Consider the following 13,209-nt stretch of genomic DNA (forward strand, 5'->3'; position numbering starts at 1 on the left):
CTGCGCCGCTTCACCGGTCTGCCCTCAGTAAACGCCCTGCGCCAGCATCGCATCGGCGACTTTGACGAAGCCGGCGATATTGGCGCCATCCACGTAGTTCACGCTGCCGTCGGCACGCTTGCCGTGGCGCACGCAGTTGGCGTGGATGTCCTTCATGATCCCATGCAGGCGTTCGTCGACATCGGCGTGATGCCACGACAGCCGCTGCGCGTTCTGGCTCATTTCCAGCCCCGAGGTGGCCACGCCACCTGCATTGCTGGCCTTGCCCGGTGCGTACAGGGTGCCGGCCTCGAGGAAGACCTCCACCGCCTCCAGCGTGGAGGGCATGTTGGCGCCTTCGGCCACGCACAGCACACCGTTGTCCACCAGGGCGCGGGCATCGTCTTCGTCCAACTCGTTCTGGGTGGCGCAGGGCAGGGCGATCTCGGCCGGGATATGCCAGGGACGCTTGCCGTCGAGGTACTCGAAGCGCGTGTCATCGGCCAGTTCGGACAGGCAGCCGCGGCGCTCGTTGCGCAGTTCCACCACCTCCTGCAGCGCCGCGTCATCGAAGCCATCGCGGGCATACAGCGTGCCGCCGGAATCGGAGAGCGTGAGCACTTTCGCGCCCAGCTCGATGGCCTTGATCGCGGCATGCTGGGCGACGTTGCCAGCGCCGGAAATCAGCACCTTCGCGCCATCGGTATCGCGGCGGGCATGGTGCAGCATCTGCTCGACGAAGTAGACCGTACCGAAGCCGGTCGCCTCCGGGCGCATCAGGCTGCCGCCGTAGGACAGGCCTTTGCCGGTGAATACGCAGGAGGCGTCGTTGGTGATCTTCTTCATCATGCCCGTCATGTAGCCGACCTCGCGTGCGCCTACGCCGATGTCACCGGCCGGCACATCGGTATCGGCACCAAGGTGACGATGGAGCTCCAGCATCAACGCCTGGCAGAAGCGCATCACTTCGGCGTCGCTGCGGCCTTTGGGATTGAAATCCGCGCCGCCTTTGCCACCGCCCATGGGCAGGGTAGTGAGCGCGTTCTTCAGCGTCTGCTCGAACGCGAGGAACTTCAGGATCGACTGGTTGACCGATGGATGAAAGCGCATGCCGCCCTTGAACGGGCCGATCGCCGAACTGTGCTGCACGCGCCAGCCGCGATTCACATGGGTCTTGCCGGCGTCATCGGCCCAGGCTACGCGGAACTGGATCACCCGCTCCGGCTCCACCAGCCGCTCCAGCAGGCCGTGTTCCAGGTAGCGGGGGTTGCGCTCCAGGAACGGCCACAGGCTCTGGATCACTTCTTTGACGGCCTGCAGGAATTCCGGCTGATGCGGATCGCGCTGGGCCACGTGGTTGAGAAAGTCGGCAGAGGAACGATGGTTCAAGGGCTTTCCTTGTTGGGGGCCAGCCGCTGGCAGCGACGTGGCCGACGGGACAGGGAGGCCGTGCGGGAGGTGGAAACACGAACGCGGCCCTGAGGCCGCTTCCTTGCGATCATTGCAGCTTGGCAAGGACCGCGTCGGTCGCTGCGGCGGTACTCACCGCATAACCCTTGGCGGCGAGATCGGCGGTGAACACGCCGTCATCCAGCACGGCATACACCGCTGCCTCGACCGTAGCAGCCTCTTCGTCCAGCCCCAGTGAATGACGCAGCAGCATCGCCGCGCTGAAGATCGTGGCATACGGGTTGGCAATGCCCTTGCCCGCGATGTCCGGCGCCGAGCCATGGATCGGCTCGTAGATGCCCACTGCTCCGGGTTCGCCGAGCGACGCCGAGGGCAGCAGGCCGAGCGAACCGGCCAGCATCGAGGCTTCGTCGGTGAGGATGTCACCGAACATGTTCTCGGTCACGATCACGTCGTACTCGCGCGGCTTGGCCAGCAGGTGCATGGCCATCGAATCGACCAGCTGGTGCTCCAAGGCGATCTCCGGGAATTCCTCGCGGCCGATGCGCGCAGCGACATCACGCCACAGGCGCGAGGTTTCCAGCACGTTGGCCTTGTCCACCGAGGTGACCTTGCCGCGGCGGGTCTGCGCCAGCCGGAACGCGGTGCGCATGACGCGCTCGATCTCGCCGACGCTGTAGCTGCACAGGTCGCTGGCGGTATCGGCAGTGCGGGTCTTCTCACCGAAATAGATGCCGCCGGTCAGCTCACGCACGACCACGAAGTCCACGCCCTCCAGCAGCTCGGCCTTGATCGGCGAGGCACCGAGCGCAGCCGCATGCGTGCGCACCGGGCGCAGGTTGGCGTACAGCCCCAGCGCCTTGCGGATCGCCAGCAGGCCCTGCTCCGGGCGGACCTTGGCATTCGGGTCGGACCACTTCGGGCCGCCGACCGCGCCGAGCAGGATGGCGTCTGCCTTGCGGCAGGCGTCCAGCGTGGTGGCCGGCAGCGGCTCGCCGTGGCGATCGATGGCGATGCCACCGATGTCGTGTTCCTGGAACCCGAAGGTGTGTCCGAAACGGGTGGCGACGGCCTCCAGCACCGCCACGGCGGCAGCGGCGACTTCCGGACCGATGCCGTCACCCGGCAATACGACAATCTCAGCGTGCATGTTCACTCTCGTAACGTTCAATGTCAGGGGTACGGCCCAACAGATACCCCAATTGGTCCACGCCTTCCAGCAGACAGGTCTGCGAGAAGCCATCCAGCGGGAAGGCATACACGCGCCCATCGGGGGTGCGCAGTTCGCGCGCGGCCACATCGATGGTCAATTCGTCATCCGGGCGCTGCATCAGCGTCTGCACATCGGCTTCGTCCAGCACGATCGGCAGCAGACCGTTCTTCAGCGAGTTGCCGCGGAAGATATCGGCGATCTCGCTGCTGACGATGGCGCGCAGGCCCAGGTCGGTCAGGGCCCACGGCGCATGCTCACGCGAGGAGCCGCAGCCGAAGTTGCGGCCGGCCAGCAGGATGCTGCGGCCGGCGTTGTGCGGCTGGTTGAAGGCGAACGCCGGGTTCGGCACGCCCTCGCTCTGCCAGCGCCAATCATTGAACGCGTGCTTGCCCAGGCCGACGCGCTCGGTGGTGGACAGAAAGCGCGCCGGAATGATCTGGTCGGTGTCGATGTTGGTCTCGCGCAGCACCACGCTGGTCGAGGTCAGGGTACGGAAGCCACTCATCAGGCCACCTCCAGCGTGGCATACAGTTCGCGCGGGTCAGCCACGCGGCCGTTCACCGCGGCCCAGGCGGCCGTCATCGGCGAGGCCAGCAGGGTCCGCGAGCCGGGGCCTTGGCGGCCTTCGAAATTCCGATTGCTGGTACTGACCGCCAGTTGTCCCGGCGCGACCAGATCGCCGTTCATGGCGATGCACATCGAACAGCCCGGCTCGCGCCATTCGGCGCCGGCCGCACGCACCACCACATCGATGCCTTCGGCTTCGGCTTGGCGCTTGACGATTTCCGAGCCCGGCACCACCAGCATGCGCACGCTCGGGGCGACGCGGCGGCCTTGCAGCACCTGCGCCACTTCACGCATGTCGCTCAGGCGGCCGTTGGTGCAGGAGCCGACGAAGACCACATCCACCGGCGTGCCGGCCAGGGTCTGCCCGGCGTGGAAATGCATGTAGTCCAGGCCCTTCTGCGCGGCCGCGTCGTTGGCCGCCGGAATCGGCTGGTCCACGGCGATGGCGGTGCCGGGGTGGGTGCCCCAGGTCAGGGTGGGGCGGATGTCGGCGGCATCGATGTGGACCTCGACATCGAAGCGCGCACCGACATCGCTGCGCAGCTGCGACCACGCGGCCACGGCAGCATCGAATTCGGCGCCCTTGGGGCCACGCGGGGTGGCGGCCACCCAGTCGAAGGTGATCTGGTCGGGGGCGACCATGCCGGCACGTGCCCCGGCTTCGATGGACATGTTGCACAACGTCATGCGCTGCTCCATGTCCATCGCTTCGATCGCGCTGCCACGGAACTCCAGCACATGGCCGGTGCCGCCGTTGACGCCGATCACACCGATGATGTGCAGCACCACGTCCTTGGCACCGACGCCCTGGGCCAGCGCGCCATCGACGCTGATCGCCATCGTCCTGGCTTTGCGCTGCAGCAGGCACTGCGTCGCCAGCACATGGCCGACCTCGCTGGTGCCGATGCCAAAGGCCAGCGCGCCAAATGCACCATGCGTGGAGGTGTGGCTGTCGCCACAGACGATGGTCATGCCGGGCTGGGTGAAGCCCTGCTCAGGGGCGATCACATGCACGATGCCGCGGCTGGCCGACTGCAGGTCGAACAGCTCGATGCCATGCGCGGCGCAGTTGTCGGCCAGCATCGCTACCTGGGCTTCGGAGGCGGCGCTGGCATAGGGCAGCTTGCCGTCGGCGCCGGCCGGCAGGGTGGGGGTGGAGTGATCCATCGTGGCCTTGGTCCGGTCCGGACGGCGCGGAGAGAGGCCGCGCTCGCGCAGTTCGGTGAAGGCCTGCGGTGAGGTCACTTCGTGGATCAGGTGCAGGTCGATGTACAGCACGGCGGGCGCGCTGTCGGTCTCGGGAACGACGACGTGGGCATCCCACAGTTTGTCGTACAGGGTGCGGGGAGCTGGGGTCATGGACTGGCCTTGCTGCAGTTCGGGATACGTAATGGGGTGCTCAGGCCGCGGCGGTGGTCGCGGGCTGCTCGGCCGTCGCATTGCGCTGGCGCAGCAGACGGTTGGCCACCTCCAGCCACGCCAGTGCGGAGGCTTCGATGATGTCGCGGCTGGTGCCGGTGCCTTCGTACTCCACACCCTCGTGGCGTACGCTCAGGTTGGCTTCGCCGCGCGCATCGGCGCCGATGCCCACACTGTGCACGTGGTAGCTGTCCAGCATCAACTGCACGCCGGTGGCGGCCGACAATGCGCCGAACAGCGCGTCGACCGGACCATCGCCCTGCGCCGTCTCGGCCACACGGTTGCCCTCCGGATCGGACAGCTCGACCAGCGCATTGGCGCGGCTGCCGACGTCGCTGATCGTCATCGAGGCCAGCCGGTAGCCGTTCTGGGTGGCGCTGCCCTGCATCAGGGTCTGCAGGTCGGCGTCGGTGACCACGCGCTGCTGCTCGCACAGCGCCTTGAACTGCTCGAAGACGTGCTTCAGTTCCTCCTCGTACAGGAAGAAGCCCAGCGCACGCAGGCGCTGTTCGACCGCAGCGCGGCCACTGTGGCGGCCCAGCACCATCTGCGAGGACTCCCAGCCGACGTCTTCCGGGCGCATGATTTCGTAGGTGCCGCGGTGGCGCAGCATGCCGTGCTGGTGGATGCCCGACTCGTGGGCGAAGGCGTTGGCGCCGACGATCGCCTTGTTGCGCTGGACCGGCATGCCGACCAGGCGCTGCAGCAGCTGCGAGGTGGCCACGATGCGCGGGGTGTTGATGCGCGTGTCTTCGTCGTAGAAGGCATTGCGGACCTTCAGCACCATCGCGATTTCTTCCAGCGAGCAGTTGCCCGCGCGCTCGCCGATACCGTTGACGGTGCATTCGACCTGACGCGCACCGCCTTCGATGGCGGCCAGCGAATTGGCCACGGCCAAGCCCAGATCGTTGTGGCAGTGCGCGCTGAAGATGATGCGGTCGCTGTCCGGCACGCCGGCGATCACGCGCTGGAACATGCCGCGGATCTCTTCCGGCGTGGTGAAGCCCACGGTGTCGGGCAGGTTGATGGTGGTCGCGCCGGCGGCCACGGCCACGCGGGCGACCTCGATCAGGAAGTCCTCCTCGGTCCGCGTGGCATCTTCAGCGGAGAACTCCACATCACCCACGTAGCTGCGGGCCATGCTGACGTGCTTGTGCACCGACTCCAGCACCTGCTCGCGGGTCATGCGCAGCTTGTGCTCGCGGTGCAGCGGGCTGGTCGACAGGAACACATGCAGGCGCGGGTTCGCCGCTGCCTCCAGCGCCTTGGCCGAGGTTTCGATATCGGCGGCCAGGCAGCGCGACAGCACGGCCAGGGTCGGGCGTCGCACTTCGCGGGCGATCATCGCCATCGCTTCGCGGTCGGACTGGGAGCTGGCCGGGAAGCCGGTTTCCATGACATCCACGCCCAGTTCGTCCAGTGCGCGGGCCATCACCAGCTTCTGCTGCGGGCTCATGCTGCAGCCGGGCGATTGCTCGCCGTCGCGCAGGGTGGTGTCGAAAATTCTGATTCGGGGGGAGTTGGGCATGGTCACCAGGAGGTCTCCTCGACGGCAAGGTCGGATGGGATGGCAGAGGTAGGAATCGAAGCGGAAATCGGGGATGTCGCCAGCACGGTTGGTAGGGGCGGGCGTGTTCGCTCGCTGGCACGGCGGCGCGGTTTGCGCGGGGGGCGGGGACGGATATCAGCCAGCAGCTGGGCCAATACCAGCGCATCGATGTTGCCGCCGGAGACCACCGCGCACTTGCGCTTGCCGGCGACGCGGCGACCGGCGGCCAGTGCCAGCGCGCCGGCACCTTCGGCGATGACGTGTTCTTCCAGCGCCAGCCGCACCAGCGTTTCGCGCAGCTCGGCCTCACGCACGATCACCACATCGTCCAGCAGTGCACTGCACAGCTTGCGGGTGAGGAAACCGGGAATCTTCACCCTGACGCCGTCGGCCAGGGTGGCCACCGGGGCGATCTCACGCACGTCGCCGCGGATGGCGCGGGCCATCGAATCGACGCCCTCCACCTGTGCACCGACGATGCGCACGCCCTGCGATTTCAGCGCCAGCGCGACGCCGGAGGCCAGGCCACCGCCGCCGATCGGCACGATCACCACGTCCGGCGCATGCGGGGCCAGCTCGATGCCCAGGGTGCCCTGGCCGGCGATCACGTCCGGGTCGTCGAAGGCGGACAGGAAGCGGTAGCCGTGCTGATCGGCCAGGGCACGGGCGAAGGCATAGGCCTCGTCGTAGCTCTCGCCGTGCTGGCGCACCGTGGCGCCCCAGTGGGCGACACCAGCGATCTTGGTGGCCGGTGCACCGTGCGGCATCACCGTAATGGCGGGGATGTTCAAGCGATAGGCGGCCCACGCCACGCCCTGGGCGTGGTTGCCGGCCGAGGCACAGATGACCGGGCGGTCGTCGCCGCGTTCACGGCCGGCCAGCAGGGCGTTCAACGCACCGCGCACCTTGTAGGAGCCGGTGCGCTGCAGGTTCTCCAGCTTCAGCCAGACGCCGAAACGTTCGGCGTAATGCAGCGGCGTGGGCGGCAGGAAGCGGCGCAGCCGCGCCTGCGCGGCCAGCACATCGGCGACGCTTACGTCGCCTACCTCCGGTTCCTGCGGGGTACGGCTAGCCGGCATCACGCACCCGGCCATGGTGATCGTCGCGGAGCGACGCGCGCTGCCACGGCGCGCGGTGCGACGCACGACCGAGAAGACACCTCCGTACCGGCACCGATGCAACGGTGCGGGCGTTCATGCGGATACTCCCGTACCGGGTTCCAGCGCGCTGATGCGCACCGAAACACAGTCGTAGATCTTCTCGATCTGGCGGCGCAGGGTTTCCGGCGGCCGGGTGGAATCGACCACCAGCTGCAGGTGCCAGCGGCCGTCGTCGGCGGCATTGGGCGCACCGGCGATCGCGCGCGGCGCGAAGCCGCGGCGTTCGGCCATGCCGATCACGCGCAGCAGCGCGCCTTCGGCCGGGGTCAGCACCAGGTCAAGCCGGTATTGCATTGGGGAACTCCTGGGACTGATGAGCGGGGTTGCTTTCCAGCATGGTGCTGTTGGCGTTGTTGGGCGGCACCAGCGGCCACACGTTGGCACGCGCATCGATGGCCACATGCAGCAGCGCCGGGCCGGGCTGGGCCAGCATCGCTGCCAGCCCACCTTCGACATCGTCACGCGCTTCGATGCGCGTGGCCGGGATGCCGAACACCTGGGCCAGCGCAGCAAAGTCCGGGTTGTCGGACAGATCGATCTCGCTGTAGCGCTCGGCGAAGAACAGCTCCTGCCACTGGCGGACCATGCCCAGCGAGCTGTTGTCCAGCAGCACGATCTTCACCGGCAGGCGGCAGCGGGCGATGGTGACCAGCTCCTGCACGTTCATCATGAAACTGCCATCGCCGGAGACCAGCACCACGGTGCGATCCGGGCAGGCGAACTGCGCACCCATCGCCGCGGGCAGGCCGAAGCCCATGGTGCCCAGCGCACCGCTGGTCAGGTGGTTGCGCGGGTGGGTGAAGCGGCAATGCTGGGCGACCCACATCTGATGCTGGCCGACATCGCAGGCGATGATCGCGTCGCTCGGCGCCAGCTCGCTCAGGCGCTTCAGCAGCGCCGGTGCGTAGATGTGCTTGCCCGGTGCGTCGTAGCGCGGGGCGAAGCGTTCACGATGGCCCTGGCAGCGCTTGGCCCAGGCCTCCTGCGTGGCCGGTGCGGTGGCCGCGGCGGTCAGTGCGCGCAGCGCCGTACCGACATTGCCCGGCACCGCGATGTCGGCGGTGCGCAGCTTGGAGATCTCGTACGCATCGGCATCGATATGCACGACGCGGGCAAACGGGGCGAACTCGTTCAACTTGCCGGTCGCGCGGTCATCGAAGCGCGCGCCGACCACGACCAGCAGATCGCTTTCCTGCACGGCCATGTTGGCCGCGCGGGTGCCGTGCATGCCCAGCATGCCCAGGTAGTGGGGATGCTGCGGCGGCAGCGCACCCAGGCCGCGCAGGGTCAGCACGGTCGGAATACGGGTCGCCTCGACGAAGGCACGGAAGTCCTCCACCGCATCGCCCAGCGCCACGCCACCCCCGGCATAGATCACCGGCTTCTCGGCCCCGGCGATGGCGGCGATGGTCTGCGCGATGGCGTCGTCATTCGGGGCAGGCGGTGCGACCACCGTGGACGGCACGTGGTCCGGCAGGTGCGACGCATCGGCCACCTGCACGTCCTTGGGCAGATCGATCAGCACCGGCCCCGGGCGACCCTCGCGGGCGATACGGAACGCATCGGCGACCACCTGCGGCAGGTCATCGACCGAGCGCACCAGCCAGCTGTGCTTGACGATCGGCAGGGTCAGCCCGAACACGTCCAGTTCCTGGAACGCGTCGGTGCCGAGCAGCGGGGTGGCGACCTGGCCGGTGATGCAGACCATCGGCACCGAATCCAGCATCGCATCGGCGATGCCGGTAACCAGGTTGGAGGCGCCCGGGCCGGAGGTGGCGACGCACACGCCGACCCGGCCGCTGGCACGGGCGAAGCCGTTGGCGGCCAGGGCGGCGCCCTGCTCGTGGCGGACCAGGATGTGCTTCAGCCCGGAATCCACCAGGGCGTCATAGAACGGCATGATGGTGCCGCCCGGATAGCCGAACAGCGTATGCACGCCCTCGGCTTCCAGGGCCTGCGTCAACCAGCGTGCGCCGTTGCGGGGCGCGGTGCTGTGTGCGGAGGTATTCATGCGGTGACCTTTACGAAAGCGGGTGGGGGAGCCGCGCGTTTACGCGGCTTGACTTTGCAACCAGACCATCTTGGCGCGCAGTTCTTTGCCTACCTTTTCGATCGGGTGCTCCAGGTCGGCCTGCTTGAACTTGTTGTAGTTCGGCAGACCCGCTTCGTACTCGGCCACCCAGTTCTTGGTGAAGGTGCCGTTCTGGATATCGGTCAGTACGTCCTTCATACGCGCCTTGGTACCGGCATCGATCACGCGCGGGCCGCTGACGTAGTCGCCGTACTGCGCGGTCTCGGAGATGAATTCCAGCATGCGGGTGATGCCGCCTTCGTAGAACAGGTCCACGATCAGCTTCAGTTCGTGCAGTACTTCGTAGTAGGCGATTTCCGGCTGGTAGCCGGCTTCGACCAGGGTTTCGAAACCGGCCTGCACCAGTGCCGAAGCGCCACCGCACAGCACGGCCTGCTCGCCGAACAGATCGGTCTCGGTCTCTTCCTTGAAGGTGGTCTGGATCAGGTTGGCGCGCGCGCCGCCCAGCCCACCGGCGTAGGCCAGGGCGAACTCGGCGGCCTTGCCGCTCTTGTCCTGGTAGACCGCCCAGATGCACGGCACGCCGCGGCCGATTTCATACTCGCGGCGGACCAGCGCGCCCGGGCCCTTCGGTGCGACCAGCACCACGTCCAGATCCTCGCGCGGTTTGATCATGTCGAAATGCACGTTCAGACCATGCGCGAACAGCAGCACCGCGCCCTGTTTCATGTTCGGCGCGAGCACATCTTCGTAGAGCTTCTTCTGCACCATGTCCGGGGTCAGCACGGCGACCAGATCAGCATCCTTCACCGCCTCGGCCGGGGCTTTGACGGTGAAGCCGTCGGCCTGGGCCTTGACCTCGGTGGGACCGCCCGGGCGCAGCCCGACGACGACATCGAAACCGGATTCACGCAGATTCAGCGCGTGCGCGCGGCCCTGGCTGCCGTAGCCGACAACAGCGATCTTGATCTGGGGCAGGTCGTTGGTGCTCATGGGGGAGGTCCTTTGGAGGCAAGAAAAAAGAGGGCCGACGGTCAGCGACGCGTCGGCCCATCAGGGGAAGGGGTGGCGCCGGCCTGGCCGCGAGCACACGCGAACGCACCCGCCGTGGGGGCGGTGGGCATTGGCTGGCTCGAGGTGGGCTGGCGGGTCATGGTGGAAGGCAACTCGGCGGGGAGGATGGAAATCGACGGGTTCTGAAACGAAAAAACCCGCACCTGGTCGGGTGCGGGTTTTGATGGATACCTGGCAGTCTTGCTTACACGCCGGTCCGTCCCGCACCTGTTGGTTGGGTAATAAGTACGAGGACGAGAAGCGAATGGATGGAGGCCGCGCCGTGGTCGGCGTGCTCGATGGATTCGCGGGTGGCTGTGCGCTGCAACATGAGATCGAGAAAACCACATGGGTTTTGGCGGTGTCAACCCTGGAAAGACAATTTCCATCGGTTTCGCCTGCATCCACCGCAAGGCCCCGCCGTACAAGGATGGTTGCGGCTGAAAGCGTTCCGATGAACCCGAATTCAGCATTTTGCCGCGCGCGATTGCGCGGATTCGGGGCGGATTTGTGCGAGGTGCATGACCATAGTGGGATGTCCTCCGGCAGCATCTGCCGCCACCATCAGCTTGCTACCACCTCTCAGGAACCACCCCGTGTCCTCACGCCTTGCCCGCGGCCTGCTCGCCGCCGCCGTCCTGTCTACGCTGCCGGCCGCCGCCATCGCCGCCGACCGGATCACCGGCCACACCTTCGCCACCCGCTCGGAGGTGATCGCCCCGCACGCGATGGCCGCCACCTCCCAGCCCCTGGCTACCCAGATCGCCCTGGACGTGATGAAGTCCGGTGGCTCGGCGGTGGATGCCGCGATCGCGGCCAATGCCGCCCTCGGTTTGATGGAGCCCACCGGCAACGGCGTGGGCGGTGATCTGTTCGCGATCGTGTGGGACCCCAAAACCGAGAAGCTGTATGGCTACAACGGCTCGGGCCGCTCGCCGAAGTCGCTGACCCTGGCCGAGTTCCAACGCCGCGGCCTGAAGGAGATCCCGGCGACCGGCCCGCTGCCGGTCTCGGTGCCTGGCGCGGTGGATGGCTGGTTCGCCCTGCACGACCGCTTCGGCCGCAAGCCGATGGCCGACAACCTCGCGCCCGCCATCCGCTACGCCCGCGAGGGCCACCCGGTCGCCGAGGTCATCGCCTACTACTGGGACCGCTCGGTCCCGCGGCTGTCCAAGTACCCCGGTTTCACCGAGCAGTTCACGATCGACGGCCATGCCCCGCGCAAGGGCGAGATGTGGAAGAACCCGAACCTGGCCTACACGCTGGAGCAGATCGCCCAGGGCGGCCGCGATGCCTTCTACAAAGGCGAGATCGCCCGCACCATCGGCACCTACTTCAAGGCCAACGGTGGCTACCTGAGCTATGAGGACATGGCCAGCCATCACGGCGAATGGGTGGAGCCGGTCAGCAGCAACTACCGTGGCTATGACGTATGGGAACTGCCGCCGAACAGCCAGGGCATCGCCGCGCTGCAGATCCTCAACGTGCTGGAAGGCTACGATTTCTCCAAAATCCCCTTCGGCTCGCCCGAGCATGTGCACCTGTTCGTGGAAGCCAAGAAGCTGGCCTTCGCCGACCGCGCGCGCTTTTACACCGACCCGGCGTTCCACCCGGCCCCGGTCGATAAGCTGATCTCCAAAGGCTACGCCGCCGAGCGCCGCACGCTGATCTCGATGGACAAGGCGCTGAGTGAAGTGCAGCCCGGGACGCCGAAGCAACTGAAGGAAGGCGACACGATCTACCTGACCGTTGCCGACGCCGACGGCATGATGGTCTCGCTGATCCAGTCCAACTACCGCGGCATGGGCAGCGGCATGGCGCCTCCGGGCCTGGGCTTCATCCTGCAGGACCGCGGCGAGATGTTCGTGCTGCGCAAGGATCACCCGAACGGTTATGCGCCGGGCAAGCGCCCGTTCCAGACCATCATTCCGGGCTTCGTCACCAAGGACGGCAAGCCGTGGATGAGCTTCGGTGTGATGGGTGGTGCGATGCAGCCGCAGGGCCATGCGCAGATCGTGATGAACATGGTCGACTTCGGGATGAATCTGCAGGAAGCCGGCGATGCGCCGCGCATCCAGCATGAGGGCTCGACCGAGCCGACCGGGCAGGCGACGGCGATGAGCGATGGCGGCGAGGTGAATCTGGAAACCGGCTTCCCGTATGAGACGGTGCGCGCGTTGATGCGCAAGGGTCACCGGGTGGTGTTCGCGGATGGTCCGTACGGTGGGTATCAGGCGATCCTGCGGGATCCCGAGTCCGGTGTGTATTACGGGGCGTCGGAAAGCCGAAAGGATGGGCAGGCGGCGGGGTACTGATTCCCCAGTGCTTCGTAGCGCCGACCGCTGGTCGGCAGAAGCGCAGGGCAGGGCGTAAAGCAGGGCGTAAAGCAGGGCGCTTTGGGGGTGCGGGTAGTTGGCCGGCCTGGGTGGGTTTGCGGGACACGCCGTGAATCCGTCCATGGAGGCTCATGTCGCCGCATCCATGCGGCTCATGGTCCCGCCAACCCACCCAGGCCGACCCACCCACAGTGGGTCGGTGCGCATGGCAAAAGCGGTAGAGCCACGCCATGCGTGGCTCCTTTTACTCAACGATGATCCGATGCGTCGGGTGCACGCTGCTGTGCCGAGCGTTGCTCGGCTGCTCGCGTTGGAACCACCCTGAAACTGTGAGTGGGGCGCGCTGACCCAGGCTTTGCTCAGGGCTCTCCTCAGAACCACCGTGAAGCTGTGAGCGGGACGGGGCGGGTGGGTTGTCGGGACCATGAGCGCCATGGATGGCGCGACATGAGCCTCCATGGACGGATTCACGGCGTGTCCCGCCAACCCAC

10 protein-coding genes are annotated in these 13,209 nt (G+C 67.0%); 1 reads left to right on the forward strand and 9 read right to left on the reverse strand.

All coding sequences use genetic code 11. The annotated features are described in order from the left end of the window. Nucleotides 1–24: 24 nt before the first annotated feature. From gdhA to ilvC, 9 genes are all read right to left on the reverse strand, one after another. Entirely contained in the window at nucleotides 25–1,368 is a 1,344-nt protein-coding gene (gene gdhA / locus EDF74_RS11540; protein WP_123730254.1) for an NADP-specific glutamate dehydrogenase, read from the reverse strand. A 109-nt stretch (nucleotides 1,369–1,477) separates the two neighbouring features. Further along, entirely contained in the window at nucleotides 1,478–2,539 is a 1,062-nt protein-coding gene (gene leuB, locus EDF74_RS11545; RefSeq protein WP_123730255.1) for a 3-isopropylmalate dehydrogenase, read from the reverse strand. Continuing rightward, nucleotides 2,529–3,107 carry a 3-isopropylmalate dehydratase small subunit gene (gene leuD / locus EDF74_RS11550; protein ID WP_123730256.1) on the reverse strand — a complete coding sequence of 193 codons (579 nt, stop codon included), beginning with the start codon at nucleotides 3,105–3,107 and terminating at the stop codon, nucleotides 2,529–2,531. The genes leuB and leuD overlap by 11 nt, the downstream gene beginning before the upstream one ends. Next, nucleotides 3,107–4,528, reverse strand: coding sequence for a 3-isopropylmalate dehydratase large subunit (gene leuC / locus EDF74_RS11555; protein WP_123730257.1), 1,422 nt, complete (start codon nucleotides 4,526–4,528; stop codon nucleotides 3,107–3,109). Before leuC ends, leuD begins: the two co-directional genes overlap by 1 nt. Nucleotides 4,529–4,568: 40 nt before the next feature. Beyond that, a complete protein-coding gene (locus tag EDF74_RS11560; protein ID WP_123730258.1) occupies nucleotides 4,569–6,116 on the reverse strand; it encodes a 2-isopropylmalate synthase in 1,548 nt (515 codons plus the stop codon). A 2-nt stretch (nucleotides 6,117–6,118) separates the two neighbouring features. Beyond that, complete coding sequence (locus EDF74_RS11565; protein ID WP_123730864.1) at nucleotides 6,119–7,216, reverse strand: threonine dehydratase; 1,098 nt, start codon at nucleotides 7,214–7,216, stop codon at nucleotides 6,119–6,121. 114 nt (nucleotides 7,217–7,330) lie between these two features. Continuing rightward, nucleotides 7,331–7,591 carry an ACT domain-containing protein gene (locus EDF74_RS11570; RefSeq protein ID WP_070473596.1) on the reverse strand — a complete coding sequence of 87 codons (261 nt, stop codon included), beginning with the start codon at nucleotides 7,589–7,591 and terminating at the stop codon, nucleotides 7,331–7,333. Next, complete coding sequence (gene ilvG, locus EDF74_RS11575) at nucleotides 7,575–9,308, reverse strand: acetolactate synthase 2 catalytic subunit (RefSeq protein ID WP_121039602.1); 1,734 nt, start codon at nucleotides 9,306–9,308, stop codon at nucleotides 7,575–7,577. Before ilvG ends, EDF74_RS11570 begins: the two co-directional genes overlap by 17 nt. 39 nt (nucleotides 9,309–9,347) lie before the next feature. After that, on the reverse strand, nucleotides 9,348–10,322 hold the full coding sequence (gene ilvC / locus EDF74_RS11580; protein ID WP_070473592.1) for a ketol-acid reductoisomerase: 975 nt from the start codon (nucleotides 10,320–10,322) through the stop codon (nucleotides 9,348–9,350). A 656-nt stretch (nucleotides 10,323–10,978) separates the two neighbouring features. Here ilvC and ggt point away from each other — a divergent pair. After that, nucleotides 10,979–12,697, forward strand: a complete 1,719-nt coding sequence (gene ggt, locus EDF74_RS11585; RefSeq protein WP_123730259.1) for a gamma-glutamyltransferase — start codon at nucleotides 10,979–10,981, stop codon at nucleotides 12,695–12,697. Nucleotides 12,698–13,209: the final 512 nt, after the last annotated feature.

The sequence above is a fragment of the Stenotrophomonas rhizophila genome (assembly GCF_003751305.1).
Lineage (GTDB): Bacteria > Pseudomonadota > Gammaproteobacteria > Xanthomonadales > Xanthomonadaceae > Stenotrophomonas > Stenotrophomonas rhizophila_B.